The sequence below is a fragment of the Streptomyces sp. NPDC014991 genome, from assembly GCF_043080665.1.
Taxonomy (GTDB): domain Bacteria; phylum Actinomycetota; class Actinomycetes; order Streptomycetales; family Streptomycetaceae; genus Streptomyces.
Genome location: NZ_JBIBVY010000002.1, coordinates 33,154 through 56,073, shown reverse-complemented (window position 1 = coordinate 56,073; position 22,920 = coordinate 33,154). Strand labels below are relative to the sequence as shown.

20 protein-coding genes and 4 tRNA genes are annotated in these 22,920 nt (G+C 70.5%); 10 read left to right on the top strand and 14 right to left on the bottom strand.

Annotation, left to right across the window (positions count from 1 at the left end; translation table 11 throughout):
* Window positions 1-116: 116 nt before the first annotated feature.
* The 8 genes from ACF1BE_RS04270 to ACF1BE_RS04235 form a co-directional block, all read right to left on the bottom strand.
* Window positions 117-189: transfer RNA gene (locus tag ACF1BE_RS04270), tRNA-Gly, on the bottom strand.
* Between the two features lie 23 nt (window positions 190-212).
* Complete coding sequence (locus tag ACF1BE_RS04265; protein WP_392197450.1) at window positions 213-827, bottom strand: response regulator; 615 nt, start codon at window positions 825-827, stop codon at window positions 213-215.
* The gene (locus ACF1BE_RS04260) at window positions 824-2,068 is read right to left on the bottom strand and encodes a sensor histidine kinase (protein WP_392197449.1); all 1,245 of its coding nucleotides are present in this window, start codon (window positions 2,066-2,068) and stop codon (window positions 824-826) included. Before ACF1BE_RS04260 ends, ACF1BE_RS04265 begins: the two co-directional genes overlap by 4 nt.
* A gap of 16 nt (window positions 2,069-2,084) precedes the next feature.
* Window positions 2,085-2,900 carry an ABC transporter permease gene (locus tag ACF1BE_RS04255; RefSeq protein ID WP_392197825.1) on the bottom strand — a complete coding sequence of 272 codons (816 nt, stop codon included), beginning with the start codon at window positions 2,898-2,900 and terminating at the stop codon, window positions 2,085-2,087.
* A gap of 5 nt (window positions 2,901-2,905) precedes the next feature.
* A complete protein-coding gene (locus ACF1BE_RS04250) occupies window positions 2,906-3,880 on the bottom strand; it encodes an ABC transporter ATP-binding protein (protein WP_392197448.1) in 975 nt (324 codons plus the stop codon).
* A 127-nt stretch (window positions 3,881-4,007) separates the two neighbouring features.
* Window positions 4,008-4,080: transfer RNA gene (locus tag ACF1BE_RS04245), tRNA-Gly, on the bottom strand.
* A 79-nt stretch (window positions 4,081-4,159) separates the two neighbouring features.
* Window positions 4,160-4,231, bottom strand: a tRNA-Gly gene (locus ACF1BE_RS04240).
* 166 nt (window positions 4,232-4,397) lie between these two features.
* Window positions 4,398-4,715: an Lsr2 family protein gene (locus tag ACF1BE_RS04235; protein WP_392197447.1), complete on the bottom strand. Its 318-nt coding sequence runs from the start codon at window positions 4,713-4,715 to the stop codon at window positions 4,398-4,400.
* 333 nt (window positions 4,716-5,048) lie between these two features.
* On the opposite strand from ACF1BE_RS04235, the gene purS reads away from it, so the two are divergent.
* The 7 genes from purS to purM all read left to right on the top strand — a co-directional run bounded on the left by purS (window position 5,049) and on the right by purM (window position 12,601).
* Window positions 5,049-5,312, top strand: a complete 264-nt coding sequence (purS, locus tag ACF1BE_RS04230; RefSeq protein WP_014673609.1) for a phosphoribosylformylglycinamidine synthase subunit PurS — start codon at window positions 5,049-5,051, stop codon at window positions 5,310-5,312.
* Window positions 5,309-5,989, top strand: a complete 681-nt coding sequence (gene purQ / locus ACF1BE_RS04225) for a phosphoribosylformylglycinamidine synthase subunit PurQ (protein WP_356819301.1) — start codon at window positions 5,309-5,311, stop codon at window positions 5,987-5,989. Before purS ends, purQ begins: the two co-directional genes overlap by 4 nt.
* Complete coding sequence (gene purL, locus ACF1BE_RS04220) at window positions 5,986-8,244, top strand: phosphoribosylformylglycinamidine synthase subunit PurL (RefSeq protein WP_392197446.1); 2,259 nt, start codon at window positions 5,986-5,988, stop codon at window positions 8,242-8,244. Before purQ ends, purL begins: the two co-directional genes overlap by 4 nt.
* 129 nt (window positions 8,245-8,373) lie before the next feature.
* Window positions 8,374-9,171: a sterol carrier family protein gene (locus tag ACF1BE_RS04215; RefSeq protein ID WP_392197445.1), complete on the top strand. Its 798-nt coding sequence runs from the start codon at window positions 8,374-8,376 to the stop codon at window positions 9,169-9,171.
* Window positions 9,172-9,263: 92 nt separating this feature from the next.
* Window positions 9,264-9,719: an META domain-containing protein gene (locus ACF1BE_RS04210; RefSeq protein ID WP_392197444.1), complete on the top strand. Its 456-nt coding sequence runs from the start codon at window positions 9,264-9,266 to the stop codon at window positions 9,717-9,719.
* 200 nt (window positions 9,720-9,919) lie between these two features.
* Complete coding sequence (purF, locus tag ACF1BE_RS04205; RefSeq protein ID WP_392197443.1) at window positions 9,920-11,449, top strand: amidophosphoribosyltransferase; 1,530 nt, start codon at window positions 9,920-9,922, stop codon at window positions 11,447-11,449.
* Between the two features lie 42 nt (window positions 11,450-11,491).
* Window positions 11,492-12,601, top strand: a complete 1,110-nt coding sequence (purM, locus tag ACF1BE_RS04200) for a phosphoribosylformylglycinamidine cyclo-ligase (RefSeq protein WP_392197442.1) — start codon at window positions 11,492-11,494, stop codon at window positions 12,599-12,601.
* A gap of 63 nt (window positions 12,602-12,664) precedes the next feature.
* Here the strand turns inward: purM and ACF1BE_RS04195 are convergent, their stop codons facing one another.
* Window positions 12,665-12,913 carry a DUF3073 domain-containing protein gene (locus tag ACF1BE_RS04195; RefSeq protein ID WP_392197441.1) on the bottom strand — a complete coding sequence of 83 codons (249 nt, stop codon included), beginning with the start codon at window positions 12,911-12,913 and terminating at the stop codon, window positions 12,665-12,667.
* Window positions 12,914-13,203: 290 nt separating this feature from the next.
* Window positions 13,204-14,310 (bottom strand): Leu/Phe/Val dehydrogenase, encoded by a 1,107-nt coding sequence (locus ACF1BE_RS04190; RefSeq protein WP_392197440.1) that lies wholly within the window; start codon window positions 14,308-14,310, stop codon window positions 13,204-13,206.
* 199 nt (window positions 14,311-14,509) lie between these two features.
* Here ACF1BE_RS04190 and ACF1BE_RS04185 point away from each other — a divergent pair, with 199 nt between their 5' ends.
* Together ACF1BE_RS04185 and bldC are read left to right on the top strand one after the other, a co-directional pair.
* On the top strand, window positions 14,510-15,352 hold the full coding sequence (locus ACF1BE_RS04185) for a hypothetical protein (protein ID WP_392197439.1): 843 nt from the start codon (window positions 14,510-14,512) through the stop codon (window positions 15,350-15,352).
* Window positions 15,353-15,896: 544 nt separating this feature from the next.
* A complete protein-coding gene (bldC, locus tag ACF1BE_RS04180) occupies window positions 15,897-16,103 on the top strand; it encodes a developmental transcriptional regulator BldC (protein WP_003949541.1) in 207 nt (68 codons plus the stop codon).
* A gap of 460 nt (window positions 16,104-16,563) precedes the next feature.
* Here bldC and ACF1BE_RS04175 read toward each other — a convergent pair whose 3' ends face one another.
* From ACF1BE_RS04175 to hrpA, 3 genes are all read right to left on the bottom strand, one after another.
* A complete protein-coding gene (locus tag ACF1BE_RS04175; RefSeq protein ID WP_392197438.1) occupies window positions 16,564-16,767 on the bottom strand; it encodes a DUF6274 family protein in 204 nt (67 codons plus the stop codon).
* 292 nt (window positions 16,768-17,059) lie between these two features.
* Window positions 17,060-17,134, bottom strand: a tRNA-Asp gene (locus ACF1BE_RS04170).
* 94 nt (window positions 17,135-17,228) lie between these two features.
* Window positions 17,229-21,173 (bottom strand): ATP-dependent RNA helicase HrpA, encoded by a 3,945-nt coding sequence (gene hrpA / locus ACF1BE_RS04165; protein ID WP_392197437.1) that lies wholly within the window; start codon window positions 21,171-21,173, stop codon window positions 17,229-17,231.
* A 173-nt stretch (window positions 21,174-21,346) separates the two neighbouring features.
* On the opposite strand from hrpA, the gene ACF1BE_RS04160 reads away from it, so the two are divergent.
* A complete protein-coding gene (locus ACF1BE_RS04160) occupies window positions 21,347-22,405 on the top strand; it encodes an ABC transporter permease (protein WP_392197436.1) in 1,059 nt (352 codons plus the stop codon).
* Here ACF1BE_RS04160 and ACF1BE_RS04155 read toward each other — a convergent pair.
* A complete protein-coding gene (locus ACF1BE_RS04155) occupies window positions 22,402-22,725 on the bottom strand; it encodes a hypothetical protein (RefSeq protein WP_392197435.1) in 324 nt (107 codons plus the stop codon). The two genes, ACF1BE_RS04160 and ACF1BE_RS04155, sit on opposite strands and share 4 nt — an antisense overlap.
* Window positions 22,726-22,920: the final 195 nt, after the last annotated feature.

Sequence of the window (22,920 nt, the reverse complement as noted above, 5' to 3'; positions counted from 1 at the left end):
GGGCCGGCGTCCTCCCCGCCCCCGGCCCCCCCGCAGCCGGGCCGGCGCCCCCCCCCCCCCCCCACGACCCCGAGCACGAAGAAGCCCCCCGGTGGAAACCGGGGGGCTCGTTCCGGAGCGGACGACGAGGCTCGAACTCGCGACCTCAACCTTGGCAAGGTTGCGCTCTACCAACTGAGCTACGTCCGCTTGGCGCCGTGGCGCGAGAGCAACTATACCCAACCGCGCTCGCGGGCGAGACGCACCGCGGTGTGGCGGTTCTCGGCGCCGAGCTTCGTGACGGCCGAGGAGAGGTAGTTGCGCACGGTCCCCGGTGACAGCGCGGCCCGCTCGGCGATCTCCGCGACGGGTGCGCCGTCGGCGGCCAGCTCCAGCACCTCGGCCTCCCGCGCGGTCAGCGGCGAGTCGCCGGCGGAGATCGCGTCGGCGGCCAACTCCGGATCGACGTAACGGTTTCCCGCGTGCACGGTCCGGATGATCTCGGCGAGGCGCTGGGCGCTGACGGTCTTCGGGACGAACCCGCGCACACCGGCCGCGAGTGCCCGTTTCAGATGCCCGGGCCGCGCGTGTCCGGTGACGATCAGCACCCGGCAGCCGGGCAGTTCCGTGCGCAGGGATGTGGCGACCTTCACACCGTCGGCGCCCGGCATCTGGAGGTCGAGCACGGCCACGTCGGGGGTGTGCGCCCGGGCCATGGCCAGTGCCTCGGGCCCGCTCGCCGCCTCGGCGACGACCAGCAGATCGTCCTCCAGGGAGAGCAGCGCGGCCAGCGCCCCCCGGATCAGATGCTCGTCGTCGGCGAGCAACAGCCGTACCGGAGCGTTCACGAGGTGACTCCTCCCGCCTGGGTCAGGGGCACGTCCGCCACCAGCCGGAACCGGTCCCGTCCGGCCCCGACCACGCCCGCCTCGAGGGTCCCGTCGACGGCGGCCAGCCGCTCCCGCAGCCCGGCGAGTCCCGTGCCGCCGTCGCCCGGTCCGTCCGGGACCCCGTCGTTCTCCACCGTCAGCACCACATGTCCCTCCCGTACCGACAGTCCCACCTCGCACCGGCCCGCGTCCCCGTGCCGCAGCACGTTGGTGGTCGCCTCGCGCACCACCCAGCCGAGCGCGGACTGCACCTCGGCGGGCAGCCCGGGGGCCTCCGCACGCACCGCGCAGTCGATACCCGCCGCCGCCAGCACCCCCTGCGCGCCGGCGAGTTCGGCACCGAGGTCGGCCTCGCGGTAGCCCCGTACGACGGCCCGTACCTCGCGCTGGGACTCCTGCGCGATGCGCTGCACCTCGATCATCTGCTCCACGGCCTCCGGCCGCCCCCGGCGGGCGAGTTGGACGGCCAGTTCGCTCTTGAGTGAGATCACGGACAGGTTCCGGCCCAGTACGTCGTGCAGGTCCCGCCCGAACCGCAGCCGTTCCTCGGCGACCGCGAGCCGGGCCTCGGCCTCACGGGTCCGCTCCGCCTCCCAGAGCACGGACAGGGTCCAGGCACCGACGCGGCAGGCGAGGAGCGCGAACACCGCCTGGAAGGCGGCCATCAGACCGGTCGCGAGGAGGCCGACGCCATCGTGGTCGGTGAGCCAGACCGCACCCGTCACCACCATCGCGAGCACCGCCGACCGGCGCAGGAAGACCCGTACGGGGACCGTGAGTCCGTAGACCAGCCCGAACGGCAGCAGGACGGCGGCGACCGCCCACCGGACGGTCATCGGGTCGGCCGCGTCCAGCGCGGAGAGGGCCAGCGCCAGCGCCAGCGCCAGTCCCAGCAGGACGGCCGGGACGCGGTGCGCGCCGGCCGGCAGCCGGGCGCGCCCCAGGTAGTGGTCGAGCGCGGGCCGGGTGAGCCGGTTGGAGGCCACGCACTGGAGGACCGACACGAGGACGAGCAGGGCGCCGAGGGTCACCACCACCCGCCGGTGGCCGAGCCCGGCGACCAGGGGCAGCAGCAGCCAGCCGAGGGAGAAGACCCAGACCGACACGTACCAGGAGACGACGGTGTACAGCTCGACCCGTTCGGCCTTGCTGCGCTCCCGCCACTGCCGCTGCTGCCAGCGCCGTATCCGCCCCGTCATGCGCGCCCCCCGTCCCTCAGCGCCGTGGCTCCCACCGGAACCACCGCCGTACAGCAAACACCGCCACGACCGTCCAGACCAGCGCGGTCGCGAGGGTGCCCAGGATCTCGTACGCGCCCAGCCGGCCGGTCCAGCCCGCCCGGACGAGCCGCATGGCCGGGGACAGCGGGAGCAGTTCGCAGACGGAGGCCAGCCTGGCCGGCATGACCTCGGTGGGGAACATGACCCCCGAGCCGATCATCGTCATCAGCACCAGGGGCAGCGAGGTGACCTGGGCGCTCTCCACGGACCGCGTGACGGAGGCGGTCAGCGCGGCGAGCGCGGCGCTCAGCACCAGCCCGGCCGCGAGTCCCAGCACCATCAGGTACGGCGCCCGGGGCGCCCCGGCGTGCAGCAGCACCGCGCCCCCGGCGCACAGCAGCAGCGCCTGGGCGAGCCCGACGGCCATGGCGGGCAGGGCGGTGCCGGTGAGGATCTCGGCGTCGGCCGGTTCGCCGGTGCGCAGCCGTTTGAGGACGAGTTCCTCACGGCGGGCCACGTAGACGTTGACCAGCGCGGTGTAGACGGTGAAGAGCAGGGAGAAACCGACGGCGGCGGTGAGCATGGCCGCGCCGGCGCTCACGCCGTGCTTCTCCAGGTCCATCTGGTCCAGGGCCGGCCGCACGCTGAACGGCAGCGTGAGCGGGACGACGAGCGCGGTGAACACGACACCGCGGTTACGGCCGAGCAGGGCCAGCTCGGCCCGTGCCAGCGCCCGCAGCCGCCGGGTCGGCTGCGTCGAAGCGCCGGGGGACGCACTGTCCGGGCGGCCGGCCCCGGCGCCGGAGGTCACGCCGCTCACGCCGACACCTCCTTACCCCGCTCCGGGCTGCGCTCGAGCGGGGGGACCCCCGCCCGTGCGATCCCGAGGAACGCCTCCTCCAGGGAGGCCGAGCGCACGTCCAGGCCGCGCAGTTCGACGCCGGTCCGCTCGGCCCAGGTGAGGACGGCGGTGGCGGTCCGCTGGAGGTCGCGGGTGCGCAGCCGCACGACCCGGCCGTCGCTCTCGTGTCCGCAGACGCCGAGGCCGGCGAGGGGCGGCAGATCGCCGGGGAAGTAGCCGGCGGGCAGTTCGAAGGAGATCCGGGACGGCCGGCCGGCGGTGACCTCGGCCGGGGTGCCGGAGGCGGCGATGCGCCCCTCGTGCAGGATGGCGAGCCGGTCGGCGAGGCTCTCGGCCTCCTCCAGGTAGTGCGTGGTGAGCAGCACGGTCGTGCCCGCGTCCCGCAGCTCCCGCACCAGCGCCCAGGTGTCCCGGCGGCCCTCCGCGTCGAGCCCGGTCGTCGGCTCGTCGAGGAAGAGCACCTCGGGGTCACCGAGCAGGGCGAGCGCCAGGTCGAGGCGTCGGCGCTCCCCGCCGGACAGCTGCTTGATCCGCACCCGCCGCTTGTCCGCGAGCCCGACCCGGGCCAGGACCTCGTGCTCCGGCCGGGCCCCGCTGGTGCACCCCGCCCACATCCGGGCGGTCTCGGCGACGGTCAGCTCGGCGGGGAAGCCGCCCTCCTGGAGCATCACGCCGGTGCGGGGACGCACGGCGGCGCGCTCGCGGTGGGGGTCGTGGCCGAGGATCCGGATCCGGCCGGCGGCGGGTTCCGCGAGCCCTTCCAGCAGTTCGACCGTGGAGGTCTTCCCGGCACCGTTGGTGCCCAGCAGGGCGAAGATCTCCCCGCGCCGCACGGAGAAGGTGATGCCGCGTACGGCCTCGAACCCGCCTCCGTAGACACGCCTGAGGCCGGTGACCTCGATCACGTGCTCGTGTCCGTCGATGTCCATGGGGCAAGCGTCCCGGCGGCGCGGCCCGGGGGGCAGTGCGCGGTGTCATCAGTCGGCATGACACATGTCAGTGCGGGTCCGGGACAACGAGAAGACCCCGGTCCAGTGGACCGGGGTCTTCTTACCGAGCGGACGACGAGGCTCGAACTCGCGACCTCAACCTTGGCAAGGTTGCGCTCTACCAACTGAGCTACGTCCGCACTGCCCCCGACCGGCTCCCACCGATCGGTGCGGCACCAGCCTACCTGATCCACCAGGGTGGTCGTGTCGGCGGTGCAGAGCGGGTGACAGGAATTGCACACTGCGCCTTCCCCCTGGAAGGGGGATGTTCTACTACTGAACTACACCCGCGTGTCCTCGGGATCCGGCCTTCCGGCCTCGCCCCTCGGCGTGTCCCAGACATTAGCTGATCGGCAGGGGGGTAGCGCAAGTCGGCTCCCCTTGTGACCCGTTTCGCCCCAAGTGCACGGTCCTCAGGGCCCGCTGACGGACCCTGAGGACTCGCCCCTTCGCGGGCTCACTGCGCGGCGCTGAACGCCTCGTAGACCTTCTTCGGGATGCGTCCGCGTGCGGGAACGTCCATCTTGTTGGCCTGGGCCCAGGCACGGACGGCCGCCGGGTCGGGGGCGACCTCCGTCTGCTTGTACGCCTTGCCGGACCGCGACCGCTTGCGGCCGGCCTCGACGTAGGGCGCGAGCGCCTTGCGCAGTTTCCCGGCGTTGGTTTCGTTGAGGTCGATCTCGTACGACCTGCCGTCGAGTCCGAAGGCGATCGTCTCCGCCGCTTCCGAGCCGTCGATGTCGTCGAAGAGAGTGACCACGACCTTTTGCGCCACGAATATCGGTCCCTTCGTGCGGCACGTCGATACAGCTCAACGCTGATGACGTGCCGGGTATCGACTATTGCCAATTCATTTGTACAGTGCCCGGCAATGCAAATGTACCGTGCCCGGCAATGCAAAGTGAAGTCCGACTAAATCCGCCCGCGTGTCCGAGCGCAATAAGTGGATCGGGAGGATGGTCGAACTTTCCCAGAACTTTTCGCGGGCGTGTGGTTTCGACACCCGATCGTGATGCGCCTCACGTAGTTTCCTCCAACTCTACCCGCGTAGAAATTTTGTGCGGGTAGTCTGAAGGGACCTGCTCAGCACCACACACCGGGAGTGCCAGTGGCACGCGTCGTAGTCGACGTCATGCTCAAGCCGGAGATCCTCGACCCCCAGGGCCAGGCGGTCCAGCGTGCGCTGCCGCGCCTGGGTTTCGAGGGGATCTCGGACGTACGTCAGGGAAAGCGTTTCGAACTGGAAGTTGACGGGCCGGTCGACGAGGCCGCGCTCGCCCGCATCCGCGATCTTGCGGAATCCTTCCTCGCCAACACCGTGATCGAGGACTTCACGGTCCGGGTCGACGAAGTCGCGGAGGCGGCCAAGTGACCGCTCGTATTGGCGTCGTCACTTTCCCGGGCAGCCTGGACGACCAGGACACCCGGCGCGCGGTCCGTCTTGCGGGTGCCGAGCCGGTCGCCCTGTGGCACAAGGACAAGGACCTCAAGCAGGTCGACGCCGTCGTCCTGTGCGGCGGTTTCTCCTACGGCGACTATCTGCGGGCCGGCGCCATCGCCCGCTTCTCGCCGGTCATGGAGTCCCTGATCGAACAGGCGAAGGCCGGGCTCCCGGTCCTCGGCATCTGCAACGGCTTCCAGATCCTCACCGAGGCCCACCTCCTCCCGGGCGCGATGCTCGGCAACGACCACCTCCACTTCATCTGCCGCGACCAGAAGCTGCGGGTGGAGAACGCGGAGACGGCCTGGACCGGCGACTACCGCGCCGGCCAGGAGATCCACATCCCGCTGAAGAACATGGACGGCCGGTACGTCGCCGACGCGTACACGCTGGACGAGCTGGAGGCGGAGGGCCGGGTCGCCTTCCGGTACGTGGACTTCAACCCGAACGGCTCGCTCCGTGACATCGCCGGCATCACCAACGAGGCCGGGAACGTCGTGGGCCTGATGCCGCACCCGGAGCACGCCGTGGAGCCGCTCGTCGGCACCGGCCGCACCGACGGCCTCCCCTTCTTCACCTCGATCCTCAAGAAGCTGGTCAACGCATGAGCCGGACGCCTCTGGACACGGTCGAGCACGCGGCCGGGACCCCCGACGTCGAGCTGCCCTGGGCCGAACTCGGCCTGAAGAAGGACGAGTACGAGCGGGTGGTGGAGATCCTCGGCCGTCGCCCCACCGGCGCCGAACTCGCCATGTACTCGGTCATGTGGTCCGAGCACTGCTCGTACAAGTCCTCCAAGGTCCACCTGCGCCAGTTCGGCGAGAAGGCGCCCGAGTCGGACGCCCTGCTCGTCGGCATCGGCGAGAACGCCGGCGTCGTGGACGTCGGCCAGGGCTACGCGGTCACCTTCAAGGTCGAGTCGCACAACCACCCCTCCTACGTCGAGCCCTACCAGGGCGCGGCCACGGGTGTGGGCGGCATCGTCCGCGACATCATCGCGATGGGCGCCCGCCCGGTGGCGGTCGTGGACCCGCTGCGCTTCGGCGCCGCCGACCACCCCGACACCAAGCGCGTCCTGCCGGGCGTGGTCGCGGGCATCGGCGGCTACGGCAACTGCCTGGGCCTGCCCAACATCGGCGGCGAGGTCGTCTTCGACGCCTGCTACCAGGGCAACCCGCTGGTCAACGCCGGTGCCATCGGTGTGATGCGGCACGAGGACATCCACCTCGCCAAGGCCTCCGGCACGGGCAACAAGGTCATCCTGTACGGCGCCCGGACCGGCGGCGACGGCATCGGCGGCGCCTCGATCCTCGCCTCCGAGACGTTCGACGACGCCAAGCCGTCCAAGCGGCCCGCGGTGCAGGTCGGCGACCCCTTCCAGGAGAAGCTCCTCATCGAGTGCACCCTGGAGGCGTTCAGCGAGAAGCTGGTCGTCGGCATCCAGGACCTCGGCGCGGCCGGCCTGTCCTGCGCCACCTCCGAGCTGGCCTCCAACGGCTCCGGCGGCATGCGCGTGACGCTGGACGACGTCCCGCTGCGCGACTCGACGCTCTCGCCCGAGGAGATCCTCATGAGCGAGTCGCAGGAGCGCATGTGCGCGGTCGTGGAACCGGAGAAGGTCGACCGGTTCCTGGAGATCTGCGAGAAGTGGGACGTCATCGCCACCGTCATCGGTGAGGTGACCGACGGCGACCGGCTGGAGATCTTCTGGCACGGCGAGAAGATCGTCGACGTCGACCCGCGCACGGTCGCGCACGAGGGCCCGGTCTACGAGCGCCCGTACGCGCGCCCCGACTGGCAGGACGCGCTCCAGGCGGACGACGCGAACAAGCTGCCCCGCCCTGGGACGCCCGAGGAGCTGAGGGACCAGGTCCTGAAGCTGGTCGGCTCACCCAACCAGGCCTCCAAGAAGTGGATCACGTCCCAGTACGACCACTTCGTGCAGGGCAACACCGTCCTCGCCCAGCCGGAGGACTCCGGCATGATCCGCGTGGACGAGGAGACCGGGCTCGGCGTCGCGATCGCGACGGACGGCAACGGCCGCTACGCCAAGCTGGACCCGTACACCGGCGCCCAGCTGGCCCTGGCCGAGGCCTACCGGAACGTGGCGACCACCGGCGCCAAGCCGCTGGCCGTCTCCGACTGCCTGAACTTCGGCTCGCCCGAGGACCCGGCGGTCATGTGGCAGTTCGCGGAGGCCGTGCGCGGTCTCGCCGACGGCTGCCGTCAGCTCGGCACGCCCGTGACCGGCGGCAACGTCTCGCTGTACAACCAGACCGGCGAGGCCGCCATCCACCCGACCCCGGTCGTGGCCGTCCTCGGCGTGATCGACGACGTCGCCCGCCGCACCCCGGTCGCCTTCCAGGAGGAGGGCCACCTGCTCTACCTCCTCGGTGACACCCGCGAGGAGTTCGGCGGCTCTGCCTGGTCCCAGGTGATCCACGACCACCTCGGCGGCCTGCCGCCCAAGGTCGACCTGGAGCGGGAGCGGCTGCTGGCCGAGATCCTGATCTCCGCCTCCCGCGACGGCATGATCGACTCCGCGCACGACCTGTCCGACGGCGGCCTGGTCCAGGCCGTGGTCGAGTCCGCGCTGCTCGGCGGCAAGGGCGCCCGCCTGGTCGTCCCGGACGGCCTGGACGCCTTCACCTTCCTGCTGTCCGAGTCGGCCGGCCGCGCGATCGTCGCCGTGCCGCGCTCGGAGGAGGTCCGCTTCAACGACATGTGCGGTGCGCGCGGCCTGCCGGCCACCCGGATCGGTGTCGTGGACGGTGACGTGATCGAGGTCCAGGGCGAGTTCACCCTCACCCTCACCGAACTCCGCGAGGCCCACGAGAACACGATCCCGGCGCTGCTGGCGTAGTCCCCGCAGCCCCACCGAACGCCCTGCCCGGCCCCGGGCGGGGCGTTCGTGCTGACCGCCGGGGACAGACCTTCCCGATGTCCGGCCGCTGTCTTCAGTCCCGGTGCCCACGGGCTTAGGGTCGCTTCCATGCCACCGGCCAGGAAGCGCGCCCGCAGCTATGACCCCGCCAAGACCCGCGCCGCGGTCTTCGCCCAGTTCGGCAACGTACGGGAGGCCGTCCGCGGTCTCGGACCCGGGCAGCTCGCGCTGCCCACCCGGCTCGGCGACTGGACCGTACGGGACCTGATCGCGCACTTCGGCATGGCGGTCACGGCCGTGCACCGTGCCCTGGACCGGCCGGCCCCGCCCAGGCAGGACGTCCAGGTGGTCGAGTGGCCCTTCGCCACCGCCGCCAAGTCCGCGGCGATCGCCGACTTCACCCGGAGCCTCGCCGCGGACCACCCCGATCTCGACGCCTACCTCAGCGACGTCGAGGCAGGCCTGCGCGCCCTGCTCGCCGCGCATCCCGGCAGCCGGCTCCTCGGGACCAACGCGGGGGCCATGCCGCTGGACGACTACCTCGTCACCCGCACCGTCGAACTCGTCGTCCACACCGACGACCTCAACGCCGCCGTCCCGGGCCTGGAGGTGCCGTACGACCGGCAGGCCCTGGCCGCCGCCACCCGGCTGCTCGCCGACGCCCTCGCCGTGAAGGCGCCCGGTGGCTCCACCGAGGTGCGGGTGCCGCCGTACGCCGTCGTGCAGTGCGTCGAGGGGCCCCGGCACACCCGCGGCACCCCGCCCAACGTCGTGGAGACCGACCCGCTGACCTGGATCCGGCTGGCCACCGGGCGCTTGTCCTGGGCCGACGCGCTGGCCGGGGCGAAGGTCGGCGCGAGCGGGGAGCGGGCGGACATCGGGGGACTCCTGCCGGTCATGTCGTAGCCCCGCTCGCGGGTCCTGCCGTGGCCCCGCCTCGCCGGCCCGCCGTGGCCCCCGCCGTGGAACCGGTCGAGCCGCCCGCCCGTCGAATCCGTATGAACCGGTACAAGCAGCGCATGTCCCTGGCGGTGGCCGCCGTACTCCTCCCGCTCACGGTGGCCTGCGGCAGCGCGGCGGGGGACAGTGGAGCGGTGAGCGCGCAGCAGCCGGTGACCGGGATCGACTGGCGGGTCGACGGCGTCACCGTCGGCGGCACGACCCGGCACGCGCCCGCCACCGCCCGCCTCCGCATCGACGAGGACGGCAGGGCGGCCGGCAACCTGGGCTGCAACCGCTTCAGCGCCCGGGCCACCGTGCACGGTGACCGGATCACCATCGGCGACCTGCGCACGACCCGGATGGCCTGCGCCCCGGCCCGGATGGACTTCGAACGCGCCCTCGCCCGCGCCCTCACCACCGGCACGCTCACCGCGCGGTCCGACGGGGCGAGGGCGACGCTCACCGACGGTGACGGCGACCGCGTCCACCTCAGCCGCCACGCCCCCGCCTGATGTGCGACACCTCACTCACGCACCCGGTGAAAAGCCTTGCGGCAGGTCTCCCTGGCGCGGCACACGCCCCCGACCGCCCCTGACGCACCGCTGTGACCTGCAACAACGCGGAAACAACCAAAGTGATCGCGTCCGTGTTCTCGGCAAGGGCCACGATCCCCAATTCGGACCAGTGGTCGATCTCGCCTACACTCGATGGCGTGCCACGTGGTGACGGTCGACTCAATCACGATCTGCTTCCCGGCGAAAAAGGCCCCCAGGACGCTTGCGGCGTCTTCGGTGTCTGGGCTCCGGGTGAAGAGGTCGCAAAGCTCACGTACTTCGGGCTCTACGCCCTCCAGCACCGGGGTCAGGAATCCGCGGGAATCGCGGTCAGCAACGGCTCCCAGATCCTCGTCTTCAAGGACATGGGCCTGGTCTCCCAGGTCTTCGACGAGACCTCTCTCGGCTCGCTCCAGGGCCACATCGCGGTCGGACACGCCCGCTACTCGACCACCGGTGCCTCCGTGTGGGAGAACGCCCAGCCGACGTTCCGTGCCACCGCGCACGGCTCGATCGCGCTCGGGCACAACGGCAACCTGGTCAACACGGCACAGCTCGCCGAGCTGGTCGCCGCGCTGCCCAACGACAACAACAGCCGCTCCGCCCGGGTCGCGGCCACCAACGACACCGACCTGCTGACGGCCCTGCTGGCCGCCCAGGTCGACGAGGACGGCAAGCCGCTGACCATCGAGGAGGCCGCCCACGCGGTCCTCCCGCAGGTCAAGGGCGCGTTCTCCCTCGTCTTCATGGACGAGCACACCCTCTACGCCGGCCGTGACCCGCAGGGCATCCGTCCGCTGGTCCTCGGCCGTCTGGAGCGCGGCTGGGTGGTCGCCTCCGAGTCCGCCGCCCTCGACATCTGCGGCGCCAGCTATGTGCGCGAGATCGAACCGGGTGAGTTCGTCGCCATCGACGAGAACGGCCTGCGCAGCTCGCGATTCGCGGAAGCGAAGCCCAAGGGCTGTGTCTTCGAGTACGTGTACCTGGCCCGCCCGGACACCGACATCGCAGGCCGGAACGTGTACCTCTCCCGGGTGGAGATGGGCCGCCGACTGGCCGAGGAAGCGCCCGCCGAGGCCGACCTGGTCATAGCGACCCCGGAGTCCGGCACCCCGGCCGCCATCGGCTACGCGGAGGCCTCCGGCATCCCCTTCGGCGCGGGCCTGGTGAAGAACGCCTACGTCGGCCGTACGTTCATCCAGCCCTCCCAGACCATCCGGCAGCTGGGCATCCGCCTGAAGCTGAACCCGCTGAAGGAAGTCATCAAGGGCAAGCGCCTGGTCGTCGTCGACGACTCGATCGTGCGCGGCAACACCCAGCGGGCCCTGGTCCGCATGCTCCGCGAGGCGGGCGCCGCCGAGGTCCACATCCGGATCTCCTCCCCGCCCGTGAAGTGGCCCTGCTTCTTCGGCATCGACTTCGCCACGCGAGCGGAGCTGATCGCCAACGGCATGACCATCGAGGAGATCGGCACCAGCCTGGGCGCCGACTCCCTGGCCTACATCTCCATCGACGGCATGATCGAGGCGACCACGATCGCCAAGCCGAACCTGTGCCGCGCCTGCTTCGACGGCGAGTACCCGATGGACCTGCCGGACCCGGAGCTGCTCGGCAAGCAGCTGCTGGAGACGGAGCTGGCCGCGGGCCCGGCCGCCACGGCCGCGACCGACGCGATCCGCCGCCCGTAATCCCCGCTGTTCACGCAGTCCGACAGGAAAGTTCTCAAGGTCATGTCTTCTGCTGGTTTTCATCAGCATGCCCCGCATGCCGCCCCGTCCGCCGCGGACGGCGCCAGCTACGCGAGCGCCGGCGTCGACATCGAGGCGGGCGACCGCGCGGTGGAACTGATGAAGGAGTGGGTGAAGAAGACCCGGCGCCCCGAGGTGCTGGGCGGCCTCGGCGGCTTCGCCGGGCTCTTCGACGCCTCCGCCCTCAAGCGCTACGAGCGCCCGCTGCTGGCCTCGGCCACGGACGGCGTGGGCACGAAGGTCGACATCGCGCGCCGCATGGGCGTCTACGACACCATCGGCCACGACCTGGTCGCCATGGTCATGGACGACATCGTGGTGTGCGGCGCCGAGCCGCTGTTCATGACCGACTACATCTGCGTCGGCAAGGTCCACCCCGAGCGGGTCGCCGCGATCGTCAAGGGCATCGCGGAGGGCTGTGTACTGGCCGGCTGCGCCCTGGTGGGCGGCGAGACGGCCGAACACCCGGGTCTGCTGGGCGAGGACGACTTCGACGTCGCCGGCGCCGGTACGGGCGTCGTGGAGGCCGACCGGCTGCTCGGCGCGGATCGCATCCGCACGGGTGACGCCGTGATCGCCATGGCGTCCTCCGGGCTTCACTCGAACGGGTACTCCCTGGTCCGGCACGTCCTGCTGGAACGCGCCGGGATGGCCCTGGAGACGGAGGTCGCGGAGCTGGGCCGGAGTCTCGGCGAGGAGCTGCTGGAGCCCACGAAGATCTACTCGCTGGACTGCCTGGCGCTCACCCGCACCACCGATGTGCACGCCTTCAGCCACATCACCGGCGGCGGTCTCGCCGCCAACCTGGCCCGGGTGATCCCGGACGGCCTGCACGCCGTGGTCGACCGCTCCACCTGGACCCCGGGCGCGATCTTCGGCCTGGTCGGCACGGCCGGCAACGTCGAGCGCCTGGAGCTGGAGAAGACGCTGAACATGGGTGTCGGCATGATGGCGATCGTCCCGCAGGAGTCCACCGAGGTGGCCCTGGCGACCCTGGCCGACCGCGGCGTCGAGGCGTGGGTGGCCGGCGAGATCACCGAGCGGGACACGAAGACGACCGGCGCGGAGCTGGTCGGGGACTACGCCGCCTGATCGTGCGGACAGCACCAAATCCGGTCGGTGGCTGAGCCACCGACCGGACTGGTCAGTGCAAGGTCAAGCGCCGCGACGACGTTGAGAGGACTCGTCGTCCTCGTCCTCGTCGTCGTCCTCATAGAGGTCGGCGTACCGTGCATACAGGTCGTCGTCCTGCTCATCGTCCGTGAAACGGTCGCCGTTCCGCGACTGGTTCGACGTCGATGCGCCCAGCTCCTCGGCCAGGCGTGAGAGGTCAGTCCCGCCGCTGTTGTACTTCAGCTGACGGGCAACCTTCGCCTGTTTGGCCTTGGCCCGGCCGCGCCCCATGGCTCGACCCCCTCAACGACGGGGCTCGACGGCCCCAGAGTCTGACACGCGTTCATGGTCTGGAACGGACTCTCCGCGGAAAGTCCGGTCCGTAGGGCTTCCACGGTACCTGAGCCCGCGCCCATACGGTACGTCGCCCGCGGCACGCGTGGGTCCCCAGAACCTTCGAGGCGCCCTGTCCTCGCTGGTCAGTGGTGATTTTAACCAGTTCTGGAGGAACGACCCGCCGGTGGAAGTGAGAGTTGTCTCCACGTTGCCGCCGACGGGTACCGCCCATGCGTGCGATCGCCTCAGTGTGCGATGCGGCCCGCGCGGGCCTCGGCCATGCGCTGCTCGGCGATCCGGTCGGCCGCGGCGGCCGGCGGAATCCCGTCTTCCTTCGCACGAGCGAATATGGCCAGCGTGGTGTCGAAGATCTTCGCCGCCTTCGCCTTGCACCGGTCGAAGTCGAACCCGTGCAGCTCGTCGGCGACCTGGATGACCCCGCCGGCGTTCACCACGTAGTCCGGCGCGTAGAGGATCCCGCGGTCGGCGAGGTCCTTCTCCACCCCGGGGTGGGCGAGCTGGTTGTTGGCGGCCCCGCAGACCACGCGGGCGGTGAGCACGGCCATGGAGTCGTCGTTCAGGGCCCCGCCGAGAGCGCAAGGGGCGTAGAAGTCCAGGCTCTCGGTCCGGATCAGGGCCTCGGTGTCGGCGACGGCCGTCACGCCCTCGGGGTGCTGCTCGAGGATCCGCTGGACGACGTCCGCGCGCACGTCCGTGACCACGACCTCGGCACCCTCGTCCCGCAGGTGCCTGACCAGGTGGTGGCCGACCTTGCCGACGCCGGCGACGCCGACCTTCCGGCCCCGCAGCGACGGGTCGCCCCACAGGTGCTGGGCGGAGGCGCGCATGCCCTGGTAGACACCGAAGGCGGTGAGCACGGAGGAGTCGCCGGCCCCGCCGTTCTCGGGGGAGCGTCCGGTGGTCCAGCGGCACTCGCGGGCCACCACGTCCATGTCGGCGACGTACGTGCCGACGTCGCACGCGGTGACGTAGCGCCCGCCGAGGGAGGCGACCATGCGGCCGTAGGCGAGGAGCAGCTCCTCGCTCTTGTCGCGCTCCGGGTCACCGATGATCACGGCCTTGCCGCCACCGTGACCGAGACCGGCCATGGCGTTCTTGTACGACATGCCGCGCGCGAGGTTGAGAGCGTCGGCGACGGCCTCGGCCTCGGTCGCGTACGGGTAGAAGCGCGTGCCGCCGAGCGCGGGGCCCAGGGCGGTGTTGTGGATGGCGATCACGGCCTTGAGGCCGCTGGCGCGGTCCTGGCAGAGCACGACCTGCTCATGGCCGCCCTGGTCCGAGTGGAACAGGGTGTGCAGGACATCAGCAGACGCGCCGGTTACGTCGGTCACTGTGGTGACTCCTGTGTAAAGAGCGGCGAGTGGGGTCGGACCCCGTACGGGTGGCGGGGTGCCTTGGCATGAGCGTAGAGCCTCCGCCCGAGCACCATCCGCGCAGTGTTCAGGATCACTCTCCCGAGTCCTGCGCGCACGCATCGCCATGGCACGATGCGCAGTGTTTCGAGCCGGACCCGCTGGGGAGGGAGCAGGCGTGGCCAAGGAGTACTCGGTGGTCGTCCCCTATGCCACGTACCTGCGTGTGTACGAGCCGCTGGGTGCCTTCCCCGACGCGGAACGTGCCCACTGGGAGCGTTACGCCCGCCGCCCCGACCGCCCCTCCTACCAGGACGAACTGCGTCGCTCCCTGGCCGCCCTGCTGCCCACCCCGCCGGTCGCGGTCCCCGTGCACGAGAGCGCGGACGCCTTCGTCCTGGAGGTCGACGGGGTGGTGTGCGTGTGCCCGTGGCGGACCCGGCTGCGCGGCTGGCAGGCCCTGGACGAGCTGCCCGGCGAACTGCCGCCGACGGTGCTGGACGCGGTCCTGCCGCCGCTGGTGCGCCACCAGGCCGCCCAGGACCACGAGCGCTGGCTCGCCCGCAACCCCGACGCCCGCCCGTGGATCCGGACGGCGACCTGGCAGGTGCCGCTGAACTGGTTCGTGCTGGTCTCCGACGAGGAGCGCCGGTACGACAAGGGGACCGCGGAGGTGCCTCCCGTGCTGCGCTACCGCACGCCGATGGTGCAGGCCAGGCGCCGGGTGGCGCGGGCGCTGCGCACGCTCAGGGACACCGCCGAGGAGGGGCCCCTGATCGACGGCCTGATGGACGTCGGCCGCTGGCTGGAGGAGTTCCACCCGCGCTCACTGGTCGAGCTGGACTACGGCGGTCTGGTGCACGTGCTGCCGGCCGGCGAGCTGGAGGGCGACCGGTCGGCGGCGGACGTGGCCGCCGGGATCGAGGCGCTGCGCCGGGGCGACGGGATGGCGGCCGGGGAGGCGTACGGGCGGCTGGTGGAGCGCTGGCGGGCGGTACGGGACCGGCGTTCCGCGAACTGAGCGCGGCACCCGATTCGAACTGAGTGACGTAGGTCACGGCCCAAACCGCCGCGCACGACGTACGGTCTACGCACTTGGTCCATCTGACAGGACGTTGGTTCAGATATGGACTTTCGCCCCAAGGGTGATGGACGGCACTTACCCGGCTCTTGCGCCTTCTGCCACCCCTCATGCCAAAATAGGACAAGGAGTCCGGGGAGGGCTCCTTCCGTCCAACTACGCTCGATCCTGGGCGGATTCTCCGCTTTGTATGTTTTCGGGGGGGTCTGGTGACCTCCGATCGCCACTGTGACTGATCGTCACAGTGGCGTGACTGTCCGCTATGGCACGGTCCATCGGCATCCGTCGCTGATGAACACCTGGGAGGGCAATTCCATCGGTTTGGCCGACGCGGCTGGACAGATGGTGTAGTTGTAGTGCCGAGGACAAGCCGTTCGTCCTATAACCGACTCGACTCGCGTCCGCCATTTCGGGCAACGCGGGTCAAGGTGCAGAATTTAGAGGAAAGAACCGAGAAGGTTCGGTTCTCCCGAGGAGGCCGCTCATGACCGCTCGCACCCCTGATGCCGAGCCGCTGCTGACCCCGGCTGAGGTCGCCACCATGTTCCGTGTCGACCCCAAGACGGTCACGCGGTGGGCGAAGGCCGGCAAGCTCACTTCCATCCGTACGCTCGGCGGGCACCGCCGCTACCGCGAGGCCGAGGTCCGCGCTCTGCTCGCGGGCATCCCGCAGCAGCGCAGCGAGGCCTGAACAACTTCATAACCGGGCAAGACGGTCGGTCCCCCAATCGGCCGAGGCGCCCGAACCCTAGCTACAAGCGACGCGGGACCTGCCCCAACAGGGCCCACGCCCAAGCCTGAGAGAGCGTTGCAGGCAAGCCGTACAGGGTGCGTCGTCGATCGCGCTGGACTCCGCCGAGTCCGGCGCGATCTTTTTTGTGTGCGGACCGGGGCCGGGGGGCGGCGCCGTGCGCGTCTCTGTCGGAGTCTGGGGAGGCGTGTCGGAACGGCTGGGGACGCCCCCTGGGGTCGGTGCAATTGCACATATTAAATCGACCCGCTGTATGAAGGGGGTAAATACCGCCGTTTCAAAAACTCATGCGGTGACTCCCGTCACACACCGGGACGCTTGTTGCCCCCGGCGTGCGTGCGCTAATGGAAGCGCGTGTTCCAGAGTCCCACGCCTGTACGGGGGTTGGGGCCGGCCGGTGTCACGCGGACCGGGGGTCCTCGTCCTCGACGGCCTGCCGGCCGCCCTCACCCTCGTCCTCCTGGCTCGAGGGGCCGGTGTCCATCGCCAGCCGCAGCAGGCGGTGACAGACGGCGCAGTGGCGGGTGAGATGCCCGTACGACGAGGCGGCCGACAGATGCGCCCTCAGGAGCGCCCGCGTCTCATGCCTGACCGAAGCCGCCATACGCCACCTCCGGGGCCGCACAGGAGGACGGAGCCCTGCTCCTTGGGTACCGAGGGAAAGCAACGCCGTCAAGACCACACGCCCTTGACGCGCGGGGTGTCGGCGGGGGCGCGAGCGAGGCCCGCATCCCATACGGGGTGCGGGCCTCGGCCTCTGTGCGGTCCTGACGGGATCTGCCGGGTCTGGTCGCGGCTGCGCCGCGGACGCGGCCTCCACCTCGACGGGGAGGGGGTGTTGACGCGGATACGACTGAGGCCCGCGTCCCTTGCGGGACGCGGGCCTCAGTCTTCTGCGGTCCTGACGGGATTTGAACCCGCGGCCTCCACCTTGACAGGGTGGCGAGCACTCCAAGCTGCTCCACAGGACCAGGTTTCGCGGCGCTTGTTGTTGCGTTGCGCTGCGAGAAGGACTGTACAGGAGGGTGAGGGTGCTGGTCGAACTCACCCTCCGTACGGGCCACGTCACGGCGCGGCGGCGTCGATCGCCTTCAGGATCCGCTTGTCGGAGATCGGGTACGCCGTGCCCAGCGCGTGGGCGAAGTAGCTGACCCGTAGTTCCTCCAGCATCCAGCGGATGTCCAGGACGGAGGACGGCACCGGGCGGCCCTTCGGGAGCTGTTCCAGGAGCCAGGCGTACTCGTCCTGCATCTCGTGGACCTTCTCCATGCGCGTGGTGTCCCGCTGGACGCTCGTCGGCATCTGCTGGAGTCGCCGGTCGGCGGCCACGAGGTAGCGCAGCAGGTCGGGCAGCCGGCGTATGCCCGCCCACGTCACGAAGCCGGGCTTCACGAGGGCGTCCAGCTGCTTGCGCACGTCCGTGAGACTGGCGAGCAGCGCCGGGCTGGAGACGGCCTTCAGGCGGCGTTCACAGGCCTGCCAGGCGGCCAGGACCTGCTGCACCTGGGCGACCGTACGGACCGTCGTGTCCACGATCTCCGCGCGCACCTTGTCGTACAGCTTGCGGTACGACTCCTCGTCCCACGCCGGTCCGCCGAAGTCCGCGACGAGCTTGTCCGCCGCGGCCGTCGCGCAGTCGTCGAACAGGGCCTGCACGGAACCGTGCGGATTCGCGGACAGCGCCAGCTTCTGCTGGTTCGTCAGCCGGTCCGATGCGAACTTCGCCGGATTCACCGGGATGTTCCGGAGGATCAGGCGGCGAGTGCCCTTCCACATGGCCTCCATCTGTTCGGCCTCGGTGTCGAAGAGGCGGACCGACACGGTGTCACCGTCGTCCACCAGCGCCGGGTACGCCTTGACCGGCTGTCCGGCCCGGCGGGTCTCGAAGACCCGGGTGAGCGTGCCGATCGTCCAGTCGGTCAGACCCGTGCGCTCCAGGGACTCCCCGCCCTCGCGGGAGGCGGTCGCGGCGGCGGCCTGGGACAGCGCCTTCCTCGCCTTCGGCTTCAACTGGAGCTTCAGCGACTCCAGGTCCTTGTCCTCGGCCAGCTTCCGGCGCCGTTCGTCGACGATCCGGAACGTGATCCTGAGGTGATCGGGGACCTTGGCCCAGTCGAAGTCGTCCGCCTCGAAGGGAACGCCGACCATGCGCTTCAGCTCGCGGGCCATGGTCACCGTCAGCGGCTCCTGGAGGGGCACCGCCCTCTCCAGGAACGCCTTCGCGTAGTTCGGCGCCGGCACGTAGTGGCGGCGGACCCGCTTCGGCAGCGAGCGGATCAGCTCCGTCACCACCTCCTCGCGCAGGCCCGGGATCTGCCAGTCGAACCCCTCGCCGGTGACCTGGTTGAGGACCTGGAGCGGGACGTGCACGGTCACGCCGTCGGCGTCCGCGCCCGGCTCGAACTGGTACGTCACGCGGAAGGTGAGCTGCCCCTGCCGCCAGGTGTCCGGATAGTCGGCCTTGGTGACCGCCTCCGCCGACTCCCGGATCAGCATCTCCCGCTCGAAGTCGAGGAAGTCCGGCTGCTCCTGCCGCTTCCGTTTCCACCAGGAGTCGAAGTGGGCGCCGGACACGACGTGCTGGGGCACCCGCTCGTCGTAGAAGTCGAACAGCGTCTCGTCGTCCACGACGATGTCCCGGCGCCGGGCGCGGTGCTCCAGTTCCTCGACCTCGCTGAGCAGCCGGCGGTTGTCGGCGAAGAACTTGTGGTGCGTGCGCCAGTCGCCCTCCACCAGCGCGTTCCGGATGAAGAGTTCGCGGGAGACCTCGGGGTCGATGCGACCGTAGTTCACCTTCCGCTGGGCGACGATGGGGACGCCGTACAGCGTCACCTTCTCGTACGCCATGACGGCCGCCTGGTCCTTCTCCCAGTGCGGTTCGCTGTACGTCCGCTTCAGCAGGTGCCCCGCGAGCGGCTCGACCCACTCGGGTTCGATCTTGGCGTTGACCCGCGCCCAGAGGCGGCTCGTCTCCACCAGCTCGGCCGACATCACGAACTTGGGCTGCTTCCGGAACAGCGCCGAACCGGGGAAGATCGCGAACTTGGCGCTGCGGGCTCCCAGGTACTCGTTCTTGTTGCCGTCCTTCACGTCCTTCATCCCGATGTGGGACAGGAGGCCGGCGAGGAGGGAGAGGTGGACGCGGTCACCGGGGGCGTCGTCCTCGTTGGGGTGGATGCCCATCTGCTTGGCGACCGTGCGCAGCTGGCTGTAGATGTCCTGCCATTCGCGGATGCGCAGGAAGTTCAGGTACTCCTGCTTGCACATCCGCCGGAAGGACGACGACCCGCGCTCCTTCTGCTGCTCGCGGACGTACCGCCACAGGTTCAGATAGGCGAGGAAGTCACTGGTCTCGTCCTTGAACCGGGCGTGCTGCTGGTCGGCCTGTGCCTGCTTGTCGGCCGGGCGTTCGCGCGGGTCCTGGATGGACAGCGCGGCCGCGATGACCATGACCTCACGGACACAGCCGTTCTTGTCGGCCTCCAGGACCATCCGGGCCAGGCGGGGGTCGACGGGCAGCTGGGCCAGCTTGCGGCCGGTGTCCGTGAGCCGCTTGCGGGCGTCCTTCTCGGCCGGGTCCAGCGCACCCAGCTCCTGAAGCAGCTGCACGCCGTCACGGATGTTGCGGTGGTCCGGCGGGTCGATGAAGGGGAACTTCTCGATGTCGCCGAGTCCGGCCGCGGTCATCTGGAGGATGACGCTCGCCAGGTTCGTACGGAGGATCTCCGCGTCGGTGAACTCCGGGCGGCCGAGGAAGTCGTCCTCGGAGTACAGCCGGATGCAGATGCCGTCGGACGTACGGCCGCAGCGGCCCTTGCGCTGGTTGGCGCTGGCCTGGGAGATGGCTTCGATGGGCAGGCGCTGGACCTTGGTGCGGTGGCTGTAGCGGCTGATCCGGGCGAAGCCGGGATCGATGACGTACTTGATGCCGGGCACGGTGAGGGACGTCTCCGCGACGTTCGTCGCCAGGACGATCCTGCGTCCGGTGTGCGGCTGGAACACGCGGTGCTGTTCGGCGTGCGAGAGCCGCGCGTACAGCGGCAGTACCTCGGTGAACCGGTACTTCTTCTTCTCCAGTGCGTCCGCGGTGTCCCGGATCTCCCGTTCACCGGAGAGGAACACGAGGATGTCGCCCTTGCCCTCCGCCATCAGTTCCTCGACGGCGTCGGTGATCGCGGTGATCTGGTCCCGGTCGGCGTCCTCGGAGTCGTCCTCCAGGAGCGGCCGGTAACGCACCTCCACCGGGTACGTCCGGCCGCTGACCTCGATGACCGGGGCGTCGCCGAAGTGCCGGGAGAAGCGCTCCGGATCGATGGTCGCCGAGGTGATGACGACCTTCAGGTCGGGACGCTTGGGCAGCAGCTGTGCCAGGTAGCCCAGCAGGAAGTCGATGTTGAGGGACCGCTCGTGGGCCTCGTCGATGATGATCGTGTCGTAGGCGCGCAGCTCGCGGTCGGTCTGGATCTCGGCGAGCAGGATGCCGTCCGTCATCAGCTTGACGAAGGTGGCGTCCGGGTTCACCTGGTCGGTGAAGCGGACCTTCCAGCCGACGGTCTCGCCCAGGGGCGACTTCAGCTCGTCCGCGACCCGCTCGGCGACGGTCCGGGCGGCGATCCGCCGCGGCTGTGTGTGCCCGATCATGCCGCGCACGCCCCGGCCCAGTTCCATACAGATCTTGGGGATCTGGGTCGTCTTGCCGGACCCGGTCTCTCCGGCCACGATGACGACCTGGTGGTCGCGGATGGCGTCCGCGATCACGTCCTTCTTCTGGCTGACGGGCAGTTGTTCCGGATAGGTGACGGTGGGCACGCGGGAGCGTCGCTCGGCCATCCGGTCCTCGGCGCGGCGGATCTCGGTGTCGATCTCGGCGAGAACGGCGGCACGGGCCTCCGGCTTGCGGATCTTGCGCGCGCCCTCCAGCCGCCTGCCGATCCGGTGTGCGTCGCGCAGCGACAGCTCGGAGAGTCGAGGGGCGAGGGTGCCGAGGGCGGGTGCGGGATGCGTAGACATACGGCCTCCAGGATCTCACCTCGCTCGAAAAACACGCGAACGAATTGACTCGGGCGCGGACGGCGGGCCGCGCGAACAGCCTGCCCAGGGCCCCGGCCTTGCCGACAACCGGCCCCGGTGAACAGTCGACGTCGGCGCGGCGGGAGGACGGGACATGACCTAGCGTGGTCGATATGCCCGATTCCCCCCACGGAAGCCACGGCCGCCCCCCTACCCGCGCGGAACGGTGGGCGGCGTTCCGGGAGTCGCCCTTCCTGCCGGCCGCTGTCCTGTTGTTGATCATCGCTGCCGCCGCCGGTCTCTTCGCCGGTTCCTACACGTACGCCATGGCCGACCCGACCCCCCACAACATCCCCACGGCGGTGACCGGCGCCTACGGCCGGCCCGCTGCCCGGCGGTTCCTCGACGGCATGGAACAGGCCCTGGGCGCCTCACTGAGGATGCACCCGTACGGCAGCCGGGACGCCGCGGTGCGGGCGGTGGACGAGCAGAAGGAGTTCGCGGTGGTCGAGGCGTCCGCCGACGGCCGGTCGATCACGCTGGACGTGTCGGGGGCGTCCGGGGCGTCGGTCGCCGAGGTGCTCGGGGAGACCGCGGTGATGGTGGGCAAGGCCACGGGCACCACCGTGACGGTCCACGACCTGAAGCCGTCGCAGCGGGGCGACCCGCGAGGGCTGGCGATCTTCTACATCTCCCTGGCCGCCGTGATCACCGGCTTCGTCGGCTCCATCCAGCTCAGCGTGCACGCGCGGGCCCTGAACCCGCTGGAGCGGGTCGGTTTCACCGTGGCCTACGCGCTGCTCGGCGGGTTCGTGATCGCCGCGGTCGTGGACTGGCTGCTGGGCGCGGTGAAGCTGCCGTTCCTGGAGTCCTGGGGGATCCTCGCCCTGACGATGTTCACCACGGGCATGGTGTTCACCATGTTCAACACCCTCGTCGGGCGCTGGGCGATGCTGCCGACCTGGGGACTGATGGTGTTGTTGGGCAACCCGTCGTCCGGCGGTGCCGTCTCCTGGCCGCTGCTCCCGTCACCGCTCGGCGCGATCGGCCGCTGGCTGCCGCCCGGCGCCTCGGTGAACGCCCAGCACACCGCGGTGTACTTCCGGGGCCACCAGCACGCGTTCCCGTTCCTGGTGCTGGCGGGCTGGGCGGTCGTCTCCTGCGCGATCTTCCTGATCTGGCGGCACCGGCACCCGGGCGGCCGTCCGACCGGCCCGGCGCACGCGGCTTAGGGGGTGCGCTGCGCGGCCGGGGCCGGCGGTGGGGCCACCTCGGTGTGCCTGGGGGAGGAGATGTTCCCGAGGGCGATGGACCGCGCGGTGTTGGAGACGGCCTTGATGCCCAGGTAGGCGGTGGTCATACCGCTGACGGCGGTGAAGGCGGCCGTGAGGACACCGACGATCACCGCCTTGTCGCCGTCGAGCTGCCACACGCCGAAGATCGCTACCGCGGCGATCGCCAGATTGCTGATGACGACCGCCAGCAGCCCGTACCGGGCCCGGATCTTCTCCAGGTCTGCGTCCCCGATGACTCCGGTCCCGTTCCGGCCCATGTCTCCCCCGCCCCGTGCGCCCCACGCTCGCTCCGCCTGAACGTAGCGCCGGGCGAGCGTCGTGCCAAGGTCACCGGATGTCGAGGTACTCCCTCCGCGCCGGCGCCCGCGAAGCGACTGCCTGCCGGAGTGCGGGAAGACGGCGTGGTCACTCCGGAAACGACGAGGACCCCCTCCCGACTGTGTCGGGAGGGG

Coding starts and splice junctions, on each gene's coding strand:
- ACF1BE_RS04260 (WP_392197449.1), bottom strand. CDS start 2,068: ATGACGGGGCGGATACGGCGCTGGCAGCAGCGGCAGTGGCGGGAGCGC.
- ACF1BE_RS04250 (WP_392197448.1), bottom strand. CDS start 3,880: ATGGACATCGACGGACACGAGCACGTGATCGAGGTCACCGGCCTCAGG.
- purL (WP_392197446.1), top strand. CDS start 5,986: ATGAGCCGGACGCCTCTGGACACGGTCGAGCACGCGGCCGGGACCCCC.
- ACF1BE_RS04215 (WP_392197445.1), top strand. CDS start 8,374: ATGCCACCGGCCAGGAAGCGCGCCCGCAGCTATGACCCCGCCAAGACC.
- ACF1BE_RS04210 (WP_392197444.1), top strand. CDS start 9,264: ATGAACCGGTACAAGCAGCGCATGTCCCTGGCGGTGGCCGCCGTACTC.
- purM (WP_392197442.1), top strand. CDS start 11,492: ATGTCTTCTGCTGGTTTTCATCAGCATGCCCCGCATGCCGCCCCGTCC.
- ACF1BE_RS04195 (WP_392197441.1), bottom strand. CDS start 12,913: ATGGGGCGCGGCCGGGCCAAGGCCAAACAGGCGAAGGTTGCCCGTCAG.
- bldC (WP_003949541.1), top strand. CDS start 15,897: ATGACCGCTCGCACCCCTGATGCCGAGCCGCTGCTGACCCCGGCTGAG.
- ACF1BE_RS04175 (WP_392197438.1), bottom strand. CDS start 16,767: ATGGCGGCTTCGGTCAGGCATGAGACGCGGGCGCTCCTGAGGGCGCAT.
- hrpA (WP_392197437.1), bottom strand. CDS start 21,173: ATGTCTACGCATCCCGCACCCGCCCTCGGCACCCTCGCCCCTCGACTC.
- ACF1BE_RS04160 (WP_392197436.1), top strand. CDS start 21,347: ATGCCCGATTCCCCCCACGGAAGCCACGGCCGCCCCCCTACCCGCGCG.
- ACF1BE_RS04155 (WP_392197435.1), bottom strand. CDS start 22,725: ATGGGCCGGAACGGGACCGGAGTCATCGGGGACGCAGACCTGGAGAAG.